The following is a 14901-nucleotide window of genomic DNA, read 5'->3' as shown; positions in this document are numbered from 1 at the left end:
CCGGTCGGCGCCGCGTCCGCGCCGCCGCGCCGCCCCACCGCGCCCGCGCGCAGAGGTGCCCGATGTCCCTCGCCGAATTCATCCACCGCCACGAGCCCGCGACCGCGCCGGAGCGCGCCCCGCTGCTCCTCCTGCACGGCACCGGCGGCGACGAATCCGACCTGATCCCGCTCGGCCGCGCGCTCTCGCCCGGCGCCGCCCTGCTCTCGCCCCGCGGGCCGGTGCTGGAGAGCGGCATGCCGCGCTTCTTCCGGCGCCTCGCCGAGGGCGTGTTCGACGAGGCGGATCTGCGCCGCCGCGCCGACGACCTCGCCGCCTTCGTGGGCGAGGCGCGGGAGGTCTACGGCCTCGCCGCGCCCGTGGCGGTCGGCTTCTCGAACGGCGCCAACATCGCGGCGGCGCTGCTGCTGCGCCACCCGGGCCTGCTCGCCGGGGCGGTCCTGCTGCGCGCCATGGTGCCGCTCACCGACCCGCCCGCGGGCGACCTCGGCGGCACTCCCGTGCTGATCCTCTCGGGCCGCATGGACCCGATCGTGCCGGCGGCGAACGCCGCCGACCTCGCCCGCCGGCTGCGGGCGGCCGGCGCGGCGGTCACCCACGAGGTGCTCCCGGGCGGCCACGGCCTGATGCAGGCGGACCTCGCGAGGGCGCGCGACTGGCTGGGCGCGTGAGCGGATCCGCTCACCCGGGTCGGAGGCGAGCCCGCGCCAGCCATCCTGGACGGGACGCGGCCGACGATGGCGCGCCGCACTGGCCGCGCGCGGGCGCTCACGGGTTGCCGGCGAAGAACTTCGGGTCGAGCGCCGCGAGGGCGAGGAGCGGGGCCGGCATCACCACCCCGGCACGGCGCATCGCCTGCGCGGCGGAGCGGCAGGCGCCCACGTCCCTGCTCGCCGCCGCGGCGTCGACCTGCTCGATCATCGCGGGCGTCGGTTTGCCGGCCGGCGGCGGCGCCTGGTTGCTCGTCGGCGCGGCGGCGTTCTGGGTCTGACCCTGCGGGCCTGCGGCGCCCGGCCCGCTATTCGGGACCGGGCCGCTGAGGCCCGATTTCTGCTGCGTCTCGCCGGCCGCGTTCGAGGGCAGGGGCGCCTGTCCGCCCTGGTTGGGCGCCTGGACGGCCACGTTCGACGGCTGGGACTGCCCGGCGGGCTGCGGCTGGCCCGCGGCCTGCGGTGCCTGTCCCGCCTGCGGCGCCTGTCCCGTCTGCCCTGCCTGCGGCGCCTGCCCCGCCTGCGGCTGGCCCGCCGGCGGCGGGGGCGGGGCGGGCGGATGCACGAAGGCGACGAGTTCCTGGCAGAGGTCCTTCGGCCCGCGCGCGGAGGCCCCATCGCTCTGGGCGAGGGACGCCGCCGGCAGCAGCAGGCAGGACGCGGCGAGCGCCGCGCGCAGCAGGGAATGCGCCATGGGGTGGTCTGCGCCTCGCGTCACGATCCCGCCTCCAGGTGCTTGTGGCCCGGCGCCGAATCCTTGGGGTCGCCGGTCCAGTTCGGGCCGACGAGGTTGGTTCCCGGGTTCGAGACCCGCGCCCCCGAGGTCGCGAAGGCCTGGTAGGCGTATTCCTGGTTCGCGGTCAGCACGAAGGCCGCCCCCGCCGCCAGCGCAACGGCCACGATCACGGCCACCACGAAGGCTTTCATCGCACCTCTCTCCCGCGTCTCGCCTCGCGAGCGCCGTGGCCGCATCGGTTCGCGCGGCCGCGGCCCCCGCCGTCCGATCCCTCGCGCACCCGGGCGCCGGAGGCGGCGCTCCGGCGCGCGGGCGCTATTCCGCCGGCACCTGCCCGCGGCCGAGCTGAGGCCCGTCCGCGTTCTTGGCGAGCTGCTCCTTGACCCAGAGGTCGTGGTGCACCCGCGCCCAGGCGATATCGACCTCGCCGCTGCCCATGGCGTCGTAGGCGCCCTCCATCCCGAGCGAGCCGATGTAGATGTGGGCCAGGATGCCGGCGACGAAGACGACGCCGATCAGCGAGTGCACCACCTGCATCACCTGCATCCCGTTGATGTCGGTGAGCGCGAAGGGAAACAGCATCATCAGCCCGGTGGCGCCCATGGCGGTGCCGAAGCCGACCACCATCCAGAAGACCAGCTTCTGGCCGGCATTGAAGCGCTCGGCGTGGGGATGCGCGTCGCTCAGGAAGCCGCCGCCCTTCTTCAGCCACTCGATGTCGATGCGGTTGGGGATGTTGTCGCGCACCCACAGCACGGCCATGAACAGCACGCCGAGCATGAACGGCCAGGCCAGGAAGACGTGCGCGTACTTCGCCCATTGCGACAGGGCCGCGAAGGCGTCGGGCCCGATCAGCGGCATCAGCAGGCGCTTGCCGAAGATGTAGTTCAACCCCGACAGCCCCAGCAGGATGAAGCAGAACGCCGTCATCCAGTGCGAGAAGCGCTCGAACACGTTGAAGCGCAGCAGCTTGCGGCCGGATTCCTCGGTGTGGTCGAGTCGGATGCGCCCGCGGGTGAAGTAGAACAGGGCGAGCGCCGCCACGATGCCGAGGATGACCAATCCCCCGACCCAGGGCATCCAGGATTCGTGGAACCTCCGCCACTCGCGCCCTTGCGGCTGGATCAGGTTCGCGGCCTTCTGGTCGGGAATCGAGATGCGCCCGCCGATCTTGGGGGCCTGCCGGAACAGCAGGTCCTCGTTGACCGAGGAGGTGGTGGGGTTCGGGGCGCCGTCCGGGGCGTCGACCGCGCGGGCCGGGCCGGCCAGACCGACGACCGCCCAGATCAGGGCGGCCATCACCAGGATCCCGAGATGCGTCAGACCTCGCCGCATGGCGCCTTCCTTCCGTTCAGGCATCAGATCGCGACGGTCTCGCGGTAGGCCGTCTTCCAGCCCCAGGCCCCCGAGCCGTAGCCCCGCTTGATCACCCGCTCCTTGTAGATCTGGGCGATCATCTCGCCGTCGCCGGCGAGCAGGGCCTTGGTCGAGCACATCTCGGCGCAGAGCGGCAGCTTGCCCTCGGCCAGGCGGTTCGAACCGTACTTCTCGTACTCGACCGTCGAGAGGTCGGGCTCCGGGCCGCCCGAGCAGTAGGTGCACTTGTCCATCTTGCCGCGGGAGCCGAAGTTCCCGACGCGCGGATATTGCGGCGCCCCGAACGGGCAGGCGTAGAAGCAGTAGCCGCAGCCGATGCAGAGGTCCTTGGAGTGCAGCACGACCGCGTCCGCCGTCGTGTAGAAGCAGTTGACCGGGCAGACGGCCGCGCAGGGCGCGTCCGTGCAGTGCATGCAGGCCATCGACACCGAGCGCTCGCCCGGCTTGCCGTCGTTGAGCGTGATCACCCGGCGCCGGTTGATGCCCCAGGGCACCTCGTGCTCGTTCTTGCAGGCGGTGACGCAGGCGTTGCACTCGATGCAGCGGTCGGCGTCGCAGAGGAACTTCATTCGCGCCATGGTCTTGGCCTCACATCCTTACGCGGCCTGGATCTGGCAGAGGGTGACCTTGGTCTCCTGCATCCCCGTGACGGGGTCGAAGCCGTAGGTCGTGACCGTGTTGACGCTCTCGCCCAGCACCACGGGGTCGGTGCCCTTCGGGTAGAAGGCGCGCATGTCCTTGCCCTGGTACCAGCCCGAGAAGTGGAACGGCATCCAGGCCACGCCCTTCGCCACCCGGTCGGTCACCAGCGCCTTCACCTTGGTCTTGGCGCCGTTCTCCGGCCCGTAGACCCAGACGAACTGCCCGTCCCTGATGCCGCGCTCGGCCGCGTCCTGCGTGTTCACCTCCACGAACATGTCCTGCTGCAACTCGGCGAGCCAGGGATTCGAGCGCGTCTCCTCGCCGCCGCCCTCGTACTCGACGAGGCGGCCCGACGACAGGATGATCGGGAAGTCCCTGGCGACGGCGCGGTCCACCGCCGCCTTCTGGACCGAGAAGCCGAGGTTCGGCATGCGGAACTGGCGCTCGTCGGGCCGGGTCGGGTACTTGGCGACGAGGTCGGGCCGGGGCGAGTAGATCGGCTCCCGGTGCACCGGCACCGGGTCGGGCAGGTTCCAGGCATTCGCCCTCGCCTTGCCATTGCCGAAGGGCGTGACGCCGTGCTCCAGGCAGACCCGCTGGATGCCGCCCGACAGGTCGGTGGCCCAGCTCACCGCGTCGATGTTATTGCCGCCGATCCGGGTGATGACGGCCATCTCCTCGGGCGTCAGGTCCCTGTCCCAGCCGAGCTTCTTGAAGACACCCATGGTGAATTCGGGGTAGCCGTCTGTCAGGTCGGAGCCGACGGAGAAGGAATCCTCGGCCAGCAGGGTCTGGCCGTTGCGCTCGGTGCCGAACCGCGCCCGGAAGGTGCCGCCGCCGTCCTTCACGTGCAGGGCCGTGTTGTAGAGGATGTGCGTGCCGGGATGGCGGATCTCCGGCTTGCCCCAGCACGGCCAGGGCAGGCCGTAATAGTCGCCGCCGACCTCCGGATCGTCCTTGGGCGCGCGCAGCGTCACGAGATCGAACTTGTGCTGGTTGCGCATGTGCGCCTTCAGGCGCTCCGGGCTCTGCCCGCAATAGCCCGTCGACCAGCCGCCGCGGTTGATCTCCCGCAGCAGGTCCTCCGCCTCCGGCACGCCGTCCGTTACCTTGATGTTCTTGAACATCCGGTCGGCGAAGCCGAGCTTGGCGGCGAGCCGGTAGATCACCTCGTAGTCGTTCTTCGATTCGAAGGCGGGCTTCACGATCTGCTCGCCCCATTGCAGCGAGCGGTTCGAGGCCGTGCGCGACCCGTCCATCTCCAGCGAGGTGCAGATCGGCAAGAGGTAGGTGTTGTCCCGCCGCGCGTCGAGCGCCGCGAAGGTGGTCGGGTGCGGGTCGGCCACGACCAGGAGGTCGAGGGCGCTCATGCCCTTCACGGCCTCGGGCAGCCGCGTCACGGTGTTGCCGCCGTGGCCGAACACCATCATGGCCCGCAGGGGCGCCCGCTGGTCGACCTGGTCGGCCGGCAAGGTGACGGCGTCGAACCAGCGCGTCGAGGTGATCCCGGGCGCCTCCATGTTCTCCTTGCGCGAGCGCGCCTTGCGCCCGGCCAGCGTCGGCACCTCGTCGAAGCGCGATTGCAGCCACTCGTACTCGACGTCCCAGACCCGGGCCCAGTGCCGCCAGCCGCCCTCGACCAGCCCGTAATAGAGCGGCAGCGTCGTCACATCGAGGCCGAGATCGGTCGCGCCCTGGACGTTGGTGTGCCCGCGGAAGATGTTGGCGCCCGTGCCGGGCTTGCCGACGTTGCCGGTCGCGAGGCACAGGATGCAGAAGGCCCGCACGTTGGCGGTGCCGACCGTGTGCTGGGTCGCGCCCATGCACCAGATCAGGGTCGCGGGCTTCTCCTTGGCGAAGAGTTCGGCCACGCGCCGCAGCTGCTCGCCCGGCACGCCGGAGACCCGCTCGACCTCCTCGGGGGTCCACTTGGCGACCTCCTTGCGGACATCCTCCATGGCGTAGACGCGGCTGCGGATGAACTCCTTGTCCTCCCAGCCGTTCTGGAAGATGTGCCAGAGCATGCCCCAGATCACCGGGATGTCGGTGCCCGAGCGCAGGCGGACGTACTCGGTGGCGTGGGCGGCCGTGCGGGTGAAGCGCGGGTCGATGACGATCAGGTTCGCCCGGTTGATCTCCTTGCCCGAGAGCACGTGCTGCATCGAGATCGGATGCGCCTCGGCCGGGTTGCCGCCCATGATGATCATGGTCTTGGCGTTGCGGATATCGTTGTAGGAATTGGTCTGGGCGCCGTAGCCCCAGGTGTTGGCGACGCCCGCCACGGTGGTCGAGTGGCAGATCCGGGCCTGATGGTCGACGTTGTTGGTGCCCCAGAACGCCCCGAACTTGCGGAACAGGTAGGCCGCTTCGTTGGTGAACTTGGCAGAGCCGAGCCAGTAGACCGAATCCGCGCCGCTCTTCTCGCGGATGGCGAGGAGCTTGGCGCCGATCTCGTCGATCGCCTGCTCCCAGGAGATCCGCTTCCACTCGCCGTTCTCGAGCTTGATCGGGTATTTCAGGCGGCGCTCGCCGTGCACCAGTTCGCGGATCGCCGCACCCTTGGCGCAGTGGGTGCCGCGGTTGATCGGGCTCGCCCAGGAGGGTTCCTGGCCGACCCAGACCCCGTTCACCACCTCGGCCGTCACCGTGCAGCCGACCGAGCAATGCGTGCAGATGTTCTTGCGGATCGTCACCTCGGGCCCGCTCACCGCCGAGCCGGCGGCCCGGGCGGGACGCACGGCGCCGAGCTGGAGGCCCCCGGCGGCCGCGAGCCCGCCCGCGGCGAGGCCGGAGCGGCGCAGGAAGCTGCGGCGATCCAGGGTCTCTGGCAGAGCGCCTGCGGTCAGGGAATGGTGGGTGCCGGCGGCCGGGGAGGGGGTCGCGCGGCCCGCGGCGCCGCCTCTGCGCTTCTTCAGCATCGCGCCCTCACTTCTTCAGGGTCTCGTAGCCGTTGGTCCGGTAGAAGGCCTTCACGTGGTCCGTCTCCCGGTAGCGTGCGCGTGTCTCCTCCGAGCCCGGATCGTAGGCCTTGGCCTCCCCGGTCGAGAGCGGCGAGACCAGGGCCGCGGCCGCGGCCGCGGTGCCACCGCCGAGCGCGCGAAAGAATTGCCTGCGGCCAAGCTGGTCCTTCCTGTCCCGTTCCATGTCCCGCTCCTCGGTTGCGGTGACCGGCCTCACGCGTCGATGGCGAAGGCGGCGGTCTCGATCTCGATGAAAGTCCGCCCGAGCGCGCCGACCGCCCGGTAGAGGGGCGTCGCCGCCTCGGTCTCGATGTCCTCGAAGAGGCGGCGCGCCCAGGGTTTCAGGTGGCGCTCGAAGAAGAGCTGCTCGCCCGGCGACTCCGCCCCGAAGCGCCGCTCCGCCAGCCCGGCCATCACCTCGAGGAGGATCGCGATGTGGTCCTCGGGTTCGCTCACCCGCGGGTCGCGCTCGATGCCGAGCCGCGCCAGATCCTCGCGCAGCCGGGCCAGCGGGCGCTCGTTGAGGAAGCCGGTGAGGTAGTAGGACGCGTAGGGCAGGATCTTGCCGCGCCCGACGCCGATGAAGAGCTCGAAATAGTCGCGTTCCACGGCGCGAAGGTCGGCCTCGGCGGCCGCGTCCGCCAGGGCGGCGTGCGCCTGCCCGAGCGGCGTATCGTTGCCGCTCACCCCGCGCAGCGCCTCGATGAGGCCCGCATCCGGCGCCTGGCCCAGGATCGCCGCGAGCCCGCCGTAGTGGCGCGCGCGCAGCACGTCGATCTCGTCGACATTCGGGTCCTGATCCGCCACCAACGCGTCCACACCGAGGGCTCGGTCCACTTCGACGTGCCCGACCCCTCGCATCTCCACCCTCGCCTCGCGGTCGATCCGCCGCGTTTTGCAATTTGCACCATATACCGTGGCGGCCGCGCCGCAATCCTACTTTTTAATGCCTCAAAGCGGCATCGCGCCGCCGTGGCGGCGGGCGCGGCGCCGCTTCGCGGCGTTTTCCGGGGCTTCCGGGCGGATCTGCGCCGGCTCCGCCGCGTGGCGGGGCGGGGCGTCCGGGCCGGTCCCGGCCGCATCCGGGGCCTCCTCCCGCCCGGCCTCGTCCCGCCCGGCCTCCTCCCGCGCGGCCTCCTCCCGCGCGAGCTCGAGAGCGGGCGGGGCTTGGGGGCCGGGGAGCGCCGGGGTGACGACGCTCTCGCGCCCGGATGGCCCGTCCGCGGGGTCGTGCCCGGGCGCGGCTCGGGCGGGCTCCCCCGCGATCACGCGCTCGACCATCGCGGCGACGTCGTCGGTCGGCAGGAGCGGCCCGGCGCCCGGGACGTCGCCCGGGACGTTCCAGTCCCAGGCGTATTCGCGGGCCTCGCTCACGAAGTCGCGGATGGCGGGGTCGAGGGACCACATCCGCCGCAGCGCCGCGTTGCGCAGCGCCCTCGGCACGCCCGCCCGCAGGAACTGCGCGAGGTCGGTCTGCGGGGTCAGCGCGTCGAGGGAGGGCAGCCTCGCCAGCTCCTCGGGCGGCAGCTCCGGCTCGGCCGCGTCCGGCCCTGGCGGGGGCGCGGTCTCGCCCGCGCGGTCCGGGGTCTCCCGCACCGGGCGCGCGCCGTCGCGCTTGAGGCGCGACCACCGCGACAGGAAATCCCCGCTCACCGCTCGTCGTCCCGGCGCCGCCCCTGGCGGGCGAGCGCCTCCGGGTCGGCGCGGTCGCGCTTGCGCTTCTCGAACGGGCGCTCGACGTGGTGGGCCGCGTAGTAGGCCGCGAGCCAGGCCTGCATCTCGGGCGGCATCGGCACCGCCTCGACGATCTCGCCGATCCCCTCCGCCAGCGCCTCGCCCTCGTAGGGATCCGCCGTCACCGTGGCGATCTCGTAGGTCTCCGGGCCGACCGGGCGCAGCGCGATCCACAGCGAGGGCTGCGCGGAGGCGAGGTTGTCGCCGTAATGGGCGGTCTCGGCCGGGTGCAGCGCGACCGTGACGCTGCCGGCGTAGAAGGTCTCCTCCGCCTCGCTCGCGCCGAGGCGGGTCCAGGGCGGCGTCTCCGGCCGGCCCGGGAGGGCGGCGACGGGGAGCCAGGCATGGCTCGCCCAGGGCCCCTTGAGGCGGCGCTTGGCGACGATCACCCCGACCTCGTAGCGGGGCGCGACGCCCGCGCGGCGCGGATCCGCCTCGCTCACAGGGGTTCTCCGACGAGCGGGAGGCCGGCGATCAGGTTCTGGGGCTTCACGGTGACGCGGCGATCCGGATTCATGGCGAGCAGGAGGTAGACCGGCTGGTCTCCCAGCCGTGGGTCGAGGCCGGCCGTCTCCGCGAAGGCGAGCGTGAACAGGGCGAGCACCCGGGCGCGGGTCTCCTCGGGCAGGGCCTCGCCGCGCCAGAGCGCGTTGCCGATCCGGGTCGCCTCCGCGTCGAGGCCGACGAACCAGCGCCAGTCCCGGTCCTCGATCCGGGCGACCGGCGCCACGCTCACCCGGCGGTGCAGGAGGTGGCGGATCCAGGCCTCGATCACCCGGGCGAGCCCCTCGCGGCTGCGCGGATCGGAGCCGAGATTGAGCGCCATCGTGAAGGCGTCCGAGCGGCTCCAGTAGGTCCAGGCCGTCTCGGGCGTCAGCACGTCGAGGTCGCCGATCGGCTCGCGGCCCAGCATGGCGACGAGGGGCGAGGGCCGGGCGCGGCCCTCCTCCAGGTCGACCAGCTCGGCATCCGCCAGGAGCAGCGCGCCTTCCGTCGCCGAGACCGCCTGCACCGAGACCGCCTGCGGACGGAAGAACAGCTCGCCCGCCCGCAGCACGTAGGGGTCCTGGCAGCCGTCGAGGGCGTTGCGCAGGATGAGGTGGACGAGCTGGTTGAGGAAGAGCGGCGGCGTCCCCCCGCCGCCCCGGCGCACGAGGTCGAGATACGCGTCCTCAACCGAACGGGCCGCCAGCAGCCGGTCGCGGAAGGCGAGCACGACCTGCCAATTCTCGCGCGCGTCGGCATCCGCGACGGCGGCGACCTCCTCCGGCGCCACGACGCGGCGCGGCGCGGCCCGCAGGCGCGCGTGCAGCGCCCGCTCGGCCGCGCAGGCCTCCGGCGGGGGCACGAGTTCCGGCCGCGCCAGGTAGGCGAGGAGCAGCTCGTCCGTCACCGCGAGCCCGCCGCCCTCCTGGCGCCGGGCGAGGTGGTGGCCGCTCGAGACCCAGAATTCCGTCACGGCGCCCGGCTCCCCATCAGGCCGACGAGGTCGACCGCCTCCTCGGGCTCGTCGTCGGTCTCGGCGAAGTCGAAGGCGCGCGCGTAGGCGTGGCGGCGGTCGGCGCCCGGCACGGCCCCCTCGCGGGGGCGCAGCACCCGGTACTGCTCGCGGATCTCCCCGGCCTCGACGGCGCGGTGGAGCGCCAGAACGGAATTCACCGGAGGCTGGCAGAGGGCGGCGGCGGCGGCGATCTCCTCGGCCGCGGCCTCCCGCGCGGCGGCGAGGCTCGGGGCGCCGAGCCGCGCGTGGATCTGGGCCGCGAGCGCCTCGGTGGCGGCCTCCCGCTCGGCCTCGCTCGCCTCGCTGACCACCACGAGGGTCGAGAAGCCGAACGAGGCGATGCCGAGGAAGCCGGAGCGGAAGGCGATCCGCGCCTTGGGCGCCAGGGCGGCCGGATCGGCGTCGAGGAACAGGAAGGAGCCGGTCACCGCCCATTCGCCGGGCTCGGCGGCCCGCGCGAAGACGAGCGTGTCGGAGGCGTCGAGGCGCAGCGTGCGGGGCAGCTTCAGGCGGGTCACAGGCGCGGTGCTCCGGTCGCCGGATCGAGCCAGGCGGGCGCGCGCAGCGCCTCCCCGAGCGGCCGCGGGCGCGTCCCCTCCGGGCCGACCGCCAGGGCGTCGCCGTGCCCGTCGATGGTGAGGCGCTCGCCCGGCGGCTCGGCCAGGACGGCGCGGTAGCGCGCGAGGGCGAAGGCGAAGCCGTCCTCCTCCAGGTCGGAGAGGCCCTTCATCAGGTACTGGGCGAAGCTCTCGACGATCGGCCCGGCGGTCTCGGGCGCGAACCCCTCCTCCTCCAGCGAGGTCGAGTCCGGCGTGAGGCCGGGATCGCCGGCGTGACGCTTCGAGGCGATCAGCATGCAGGAGAAGACGAGCCAGTCCGGCACCTCGTCCTCGCCGCAGCCCTCCGGCCAGGCGAGGCGCCCGCCGCCGAGGCGCGCCCCGTCGAAGCGCAGGGTCAGCGGCCACTCGACCGCGACCGGCTTGTCGGGCGGGGCGTGGCTGCCGAGCGCGTCGGCGAGCGCGCCCATCCCGATCAGCGCCGCGCGGCGGGCGAGGCGGAGGGGCTCCTCGGGGGCGAGCACGACCGCCGCCTCGATCACGCGCTCCCCGGCCGAGAGGACGAGGGTGCCGGCCGCGTCCGCGTCCGCGGCCCGGCGGCAGGCCTCGGCCTGCGCCGATCCGGGCGGATCGAGCGTGACCAGGGTGAAGGGCGGCGGCAGCATCAGGCCGGTCGCGAGGATCTGCGGCGTGGCGGAATGGGCGGCGGACATGGCGGAGAACCCCCGCGGCGGAGAACCCCCGCGCGCCGGAACAACCCTGCGCGCACGTGTCGGGTCGCACTTTTCAACGCCTCCTATATAGGGGCGGGACGGCCTGCAAGAGGCCCGAATTCCAGTCGAGGCCGAGGACAACACCGTGCCGGATCGCGTCGTGATTGCCTGTTCCTGCGAGGGGACCATCCCGCTCGACGCGGAGGCGATCGGCCGCGGCTGCGGCGGCCGGGTCGAGACCGGCGAGGCGCTCTGCACCCGCGAGCTCGACCGCGCGCGCCGGCTCCTCGCCTCCGGCGATCCGGTGACCCTGGCCTGCACCCTGCAGGCCCCGCTCTTCGACGAACTGGCCGAGGAGGTCGGGGCGCAGGACCGCGTCGCCTACGCCAACATCCGCGAGGCGGCGGGCTGGTCCGCCGAGGGCGCCGCGGCCGGCCCCAAGATGGCGGCGCTCCTCGCCGCCGCCGCGGAGCCGATGCCGCCCGCGCCCGTGGTGAGCTTCGAGAGCCGGGGCGTGGCGCTCGTCTACGGGCGGGACGAGACCGCGATCGAGGTCGGGCGCCGCCTCGCCGACCACCTCGACGTCACGGTGCTGCTGACCCGGCCCGGCGACGTGGTGCCCCCGCGCGGGGCGGAGTTCCCGGTCCTCAAGGGCACGATCCGCCGGGCCGGCGGGCATCTCGGCGCTTTCACGCTCGGCATCGACGCCTACGCCCTGCCGCGCCCCTCCTCGCGGGAGCGCCTCCTGTTCGGGGAAGGCCACGACGGCGCGACCTCGACCTGCGACATCGTGATCGACGTCTCGGGGGAGGCGCCGCTCTTCCCGGCCCACGCCCTGCGCAGCGGCTACCTGCGGGCGGATCCCCGCGACCCGGCGGCCGTGGCCGCGGTCTTGTTCGAGGCCTCGCACCTCGTCGGCACCTTCGACAAGACCCGCTTCATCGCCTTCAAGGACGGGCTCTGCGCGCATGCGCGCTCGCGCATCACCGGCTGCAGCCGCTGCCTCGACGTCTGCCCGACCGGGGCGATCGCGCCGGCCGGCGACCACGTGGCGGTCGATCCCTTCGTGTGCGCGGGCTGCGGATCCTGCGCCTCGGTCTGCCCGACCGGCGCGGCCGCCGCCACGCTCCCGCCCGCCGACGCGCTGCTGCGGCGCCTTCGCCGCCTCCTGCGCGCCTACGCGGCAGCGGGCGGGGAGGGCGCCGTGGTGCTCCTCCACGACGGCGATCACGGCGAGGCGCTGATCGACGCGCTCGCCCGCTTCGGCGCCGGCCTGCCGGCCCACGTCCTGCCGATCAGGGTCAACGAGGTGACTCAGGCCGGGCTCGACCTGCTCACCGGCGCCTTCGCCTTCGGGGCGACCGGGGTGCGGCTCCTGGCGCGGGCGCGGCCGAAGCACGACCTAACCCCGCTCCGGGGCGTCCTGGCGCGGGCCGACGCGATCCTGCAGGCGCTGGGCTACGGCCCCCCGGACGGCGCCCCGGTCGTGTCGCTGATCGAGACCGACGACCCGGACGCGCTCGGGGCGGCGCTGGCGGCGGGCCCCCGCGGCACCGCGACGGCCGCGCCGGCGGGCTTCGTGCCGGAGGGGGAGGCGCGCGAGGTGCTGCGGCTCACCCTTCGCGAATTGCACCACGCGGCGCCGCGCCCGGTCGACCGGATCCCCCTCGATCCCGGGGCGCCCTTCGGCGGGCTCGACTTCCGCACCGAGGCCTGCACGCTCTGCCACGCCTGCGTGGGCGCCTGCCCGACCGGCGCGCTCAGCGACGATCCGGACCGTCCGCTCCTGAGCTTCTCGGAGAGCCTCTGCGTGCAGTGCGGCCTCTGCGCCGCGACCTGCCCGGAAGACGTCATCACCCTGGAGCCGCGGCTCGACTTCGCGGCCTGGGCGGCGCCGCGCCGCGTCCTCAAGGAGGAGGAGCCGTTCGCCTGCGTGGCCTGCGCCAAGCCGTTCGGCACCCGCAGCACGGTCGAGCGGATCATCGGGCGGCTGCAGGACAAGCACTGGATGTTCGCCGGGACGGCCGGCCAGGACCGCCTGCGCGCGCTGATGATGTGCGAGACCTGCCGGGTCTCCCACGTGCTCGCCGAGGGCTTCGACCCCCACGCCGCCCCGCCGCCGCGGACGACCGAGGATTACCTGCGCGAGCGGGGCTGAGGCCCGGAGGCGGAGGATAATCCGGGATCCGCTTGATCAAGCGGATCCCGGATCATCGCGTCATCGCGCGCGTGTGAGGGCCGGACATCGGGAGGCGTTCGATCTCTCGGCGCGAGGACGGGCCTGGAGGATCCGGCCCTCACGCCGCCCGCGGGCGCAGCATCTCGACGCCGTTGCCCATGGTGCGGGCGTAGAGGCCGCTGTAGCTCAGCGCCGCCTTGTCCCAGCCGAAGGTGCGGGCCATCGCGGTGCGCCGCATCGTGTTGAGGTGGCGCTTCGACGCGAAGGTGTCGAGGGCGCGGCGGATCGCGCCGGTGAGGCCCTTCAGCGTCGCCTCGCCGAACAGGAAGCCCGTGACCCCGTCCTCCACCGTGTCGGCGAGGCCGCCGACCCGGCGCGCGATCGGCAGCGAGCCGAAGCGCTGCGCGTACATCTGGGCCAGCCCGCAGGGCTCGAAGCGCGACGGCATCAGCAGGAAGTCGCTGCCCGCGAACATCCGGTGCGCGTCGGTCTCGTCGAAGCCGATCCGCACGCCCACCGCCCCCGGGTGACGGCGCGCGAGGTCCATGAAGGCGCTCTCGAAGCGCGGCTCGCCCTGGCCGGTGACGACGAGCTGGCCGCCCTCCGCCACGATCGCTTCCGCCGCCGCGAGCGTGAGGTCGACACCCTTCTGGTGGACGAGCCGCGACACGATCGCGAAGAGCGGGCCGCGCGAGACGCCGAGCCCGAAGCGCTCGCGCACCGCGTCGGCGTTCGCGCGCTTGCCCTTCCAGTCATCCGCCTCGAAGGCGGTGGCGAGATGGGGGTCCGTCCGCGGATCCCAGATCTCGTCGATCCCGTTGAGGATTCCGGTGAGGCGGCCCTGGCCGGCCCGGGTGCGCAGCAGCCCGTCGAGGCCGCAGCCGAATTCCGGCGAGGTGATCTCCTGCGCGTAGGTCTCGCTCACCGTCGTCACGTGCGAGGCGTAGAACAGCCCCGCTTTCAGGAAGGAGAGCTTGCCGTAGAACTCGACGCCGTCGATCTGGAAGGCGCCCTCTGGCACGCCGAGCCGGGCGAGATTCTCCCGCGGGAACAGACCCTGATAGGCGAGGTTGTGCACGGTGAGGATGCTCGGCACCCGCAGGCCCTGCCAGGCCAGGTAGGCGGGGGCGAGCGCCGTCTGCCAGTCGTTGAGGTGGAGGAGGTCGGCCTGCCAGTCCGGATCGGCACCCTTCGCGAGTTCCACGGCGGCGAGGCTGAGGCGCGCGAAGCGCAGGTCGTTGTCGGCGAAGTCGCCGCCCTGGTCGCCGTAGGGCGAGCCCGCCCGGTCGTAGAGCTCGGCGTTGAGCAGCACGTAGACCGGCATGCCGTCCCCGGTCTCGACGAGGCCGAGCGCCGAGGGCGCGAGCCCGTCCCGGCCCGGCAGCTGGGCGACGACCGGGATGTCGGCGTAGCGGTCGACGACCTGGCGGTAGCCCGGGATCAGGATGCGCACGTCGTAGTGCTGGCGCAGCGCCCGCGGCAGCGCCGCCGCCACCTCGCCGAGGCCGCCGGTCTTCAGGAAATCCGCCATCTCGGGCGTGGCGAAGAGGATGCGCTGGCGCAGCGAGCCGGGGCTGCGGAGGAAGGGGGATGGTGACGACGGGACCGGCGCAGGGGAAACGGAGCGCGCGCACGCCGAGCCGATCATCGAGAATGCCCCCACGCCGCGGGCCGCAAGGATGCTGGCGGACGTCGCCACGGCGCCTGTGTTTGGCCGGCAACGCGCGCTTGCGCGTCCGGTTCCGCCGCGTTGCACAATATCGCATCGCAGCAGGGATTCAAGCGTAAATCG

General features: G+C 73.2%; 15 protein-coding genes. 2 read left to right on the top strand and 13 right to left on the bottom strand.

Translation table 11 applies throughout. The features are described from left to right. Window positions 1-62 precede the first annotated feature (62 nt). Window positions 63-671 (top strand): alpha/beta hydrolase, encoded by a 609-nt coding sequence (locus M446_RS14805; RefSeq protein WP_012332902.1) that lies wholly within the window; start codon window positions 63-65, stop codon window positions 669-671. A 97-nt stretch (window positions 672-768) separates the two neighbouring features. Here the strand turns inward: M446_RS14805 and M446_RS14800 are convergent, their stop codons facing one another. The 12 genes from M446_RS14800 to M446_RS14745 all read right to left on the bottom strand — a co-directional run bounded on the left by M446_RS14800 (window position 769) and on the right by M446_RS14745 (window position 10930). Beyond that, window positions 769-1404, bottom strand: a complete 636-nt coding sequence (locus M446_RS14800) for a hypothetical protein (RefSeq protein WP_012332901.1) — start codon at window positions 1402-1404, stop codon at window positions 769-771. 20 nt (window positions 1405-1424) lie between these two features. Further along, window positions 1425-1637, bottom strand: a complete 213-nt coding sequence (locus M446_RS14795) for a hypothetical protein (protein ID WP_012332900.1) — start codon at window positions 1635-1637, stop codon at window positions 1425-1427. Between the two features lie 124 nt (window positions 1638-1761). Next, a complete protein-coding gene (locus M446_RS14790) occupies window positions 1762-2781 on the bottom strand; it encodes a formate dehydrogenase subunit gamma (RefSeq protein WP_012332899.1) in 1020 nt (339 codons plus the stop codon). Between the two features lie 23 nt (window positions 2782-2804). Beyond that, the gene (gene fdh3B / locus M446_RS14785) at window positions 2805-3401 is read right to left on the bottom strand and encodes a formate dehydrogenase FDH3 subunit beta (RefSeq protein ID WP_012332898.1); all 597 of its coding nucleotides are present in this window, start codon (window positions 3399-3401) and stop codon (window positions 2805-2807) included. Window positions 3402-3419: 18 nt separating this feature from the next. After that, window positions 3420-6383, bottom strand: a complete 2964-nt coding sequence (locus tag M446_RS14780) for a formate dehydrogenase subunit alpha (RefSeq protein WP_012332897.1) — start codon at window positions 6381-6383, stop codon at window positions 3420-3422. 7 nt (window positions 6384-6390) lie between these two features. After that, a complete protein-coding gene (locus tag M446_RS14775) occupies window positions 6391-6609 on the bottom strand; it encodes a formate dehydrogenase (protein ID WP_012332896.1) in 219 nt (72 codons plus the stop codon). A gap of 29 nt (window positions 6610-6638) precedes the next feature. Then, complete coding sequence (locus tag M446_RS14770) at window positions 6639-7244, bottom strand: molecular chaperone (protein WP_012332895.1); 606 nt, start codon at window positions 7242-7244, stop codon at window positions 6639-6641. Window positions 7245-7376: 132 nt separating this feature from the next. Continuing rightward, window positions 7377-8078 (bottom strand): DUF3306 domain-containing protein, encoded by a 702-nt coding sequence (locus tag M446_RS14765; RefSeq protein WP_012332894.1) that lies wholly within the window; start codon window positions 8076-8078, stop codon window positions 7377-7379. Further along, entirely contained in the window at window positions 8075-8602 is a 528-nt protein-coding gene (locus M446_RS14760; protein ID WP_012332893.1) for a DUF3305 domain-containing protein, read from the bottom strand. Before M446_RS14760 ends, M446_RS14765 begins: the two co-directional genes overlap by 4 nt. Continuing rightward, window positions 8599-9618: a DUF6352 family protein gene (locus M446_RS14755; protein WP_012332892.1), complete on the bottom strand. Its 1020-nt coding sequence runs from the start codon at window positions 9616-9618 to the stop codon at window positions 8599-8601. Before M446_RS14755 ends, M446_RS14760 begins: the two co-directional genes overlap by 4 nt. Continuing rightward, window positions 9615-10178, bottom strand: a complete 564-nt coding sequence (locus M446_RS14750) for a DUF6505 family protein (RefSeq protein WP_012332891.1) — start codon at window positions 10176-10178, stop codon at window positions 9615-9617. The genes M446_RS14755 and M446_RS14750 overlap by 4 nt, the downstream gene beginning before the upstream one ends. Continuing rightward, on the bottom strand, window positions 10175-10930 hold the full coding sequence (locus tag M446_RS14745; RefSeq protein WP_012332890.1) for a biotin/lipoate--protein ligase family protein: 756 nt from the start codon (window positions 10928-10930) through the stop codon (window positions 10175-10177). Before M446_RS14745 ends, M446_RS14750 begins: the two co-directional genes overlap by 4 nt. Window positions 10931-11075: 145 nt before the next feature. Here M446_RS14745 and M446_RS14740 point away from each other — a divergent pair, with 145 nt between their 5' ends. Beyond that, a complete protein-coding gene (locus M446_RS14740; RefSeq protein WP_012332889.1) occupies window positions 11076-13088 on the top strand; it encodes a 4Fe-4S binding protein in 2013 nt (670 codons plus the stop codon). A gap of 139 nt (window positions 13089-13227) precedes the next feature. Here M446_RS14740 and glgA read toward each other — a convergent pair whose 3' ends face one another. Continuing rightward, window positions 13228-14757 carry a glycogen synthase GlgA gene (glgA, locus tag M446_RS14735; protein ID WP_012332888.1) on the bottom strand — a complete coding sequence of 510 codons (1530 nt, stop codon included), beginning with the start codon at window positions 14755-14757 and terminating at the stop codon, window positions 13228-13230. Between the last annotated feature and the right edge of the window lie 144 nt (window positions 14758-14901).

Origin of the sequence: Methylobacterium sp. 4-46 (genome assembly GCF_000019365.1) — a bacterium.
In the GTDB taxonomy this organism is placed as follows: Bacteria; Pseudomonadota; Alphaproteobacteria; order Rhizobiales; family Beijerinckiaceae; genus Methylobacterium.
Note: the sequence above shows the minus strand (reverse complement) of the source record. Positions and strands in the feature narration are given on the sequence as shown.

Excerpts from the sequence above, each read along its gene's own strand:
- M446_RS14775 (WP_012332896.1), bottom strand. The coding sequence starts at position 6,609 with ATGGAACGGGACAGGAAGGACCAGCTTGGCCGCAGGCAATTCTTTCGC.
- glgA (WP_012332888.1), bottom strand. The coding sequence starts at position 14,757 with ATGATCGGCTCGGCGTGCGCGCGCTCCGTTTCCCCTGCGCCGGTCCCG.
- M446_RS14795 (WP_012332900.1), bottom strand. The coding sequence starts at position 1,637 with ATGAAAGCCTTCGTGGTGGCCGTGATCGTGGCCGTTGCGCTGGCGGCG.
- M446_RS14780 (WP_012332897.1), bottom strand. The coding sequence starts at position 6,383 with ATGCTGAAGAAGCGCAGAGGCGGCGCCGCGGGCCGCGCGACCCCCTCC.
- M446_RS14790 (WP_012332899.1), bottom strand. The coding sequence starts at position 2,781 with ATGCGGCGAGGTCTGACGCATCTCGGGATCCTGGTGATGGCCGCCCTG.
- M446_RS14745 (WP_012332890.1), bottom strand. The coding sequence starts at position 10,930 with ATGTCCGCCGCCCATTCCGCCACGCCGCAGATCCTCGCGACCGGCCTG.
- fdh3B (WP_012332898.1), bottom strand. The coding sequence starts at position 3,401 with ATGGCGCGAATGAAGTTCCTCTGCGACGCCGACCGCTGCATCGAGTGC.
- M446_RS14800 (WP_012332901.1), bottom strand. The coding sequence starts at position 1,404 with ATGGCGCATTCCCTGCTGCGCGCGGCGCTCGCCGCGTCCTGCCTGCTG.
- M446_RS14805 (WP_012332902.1), top strand. The coding sequence starts at position 63 with ATGTCCCTCGCCGAATTCATCCACCGCCACGAGCCCGCGACCGCGCCG.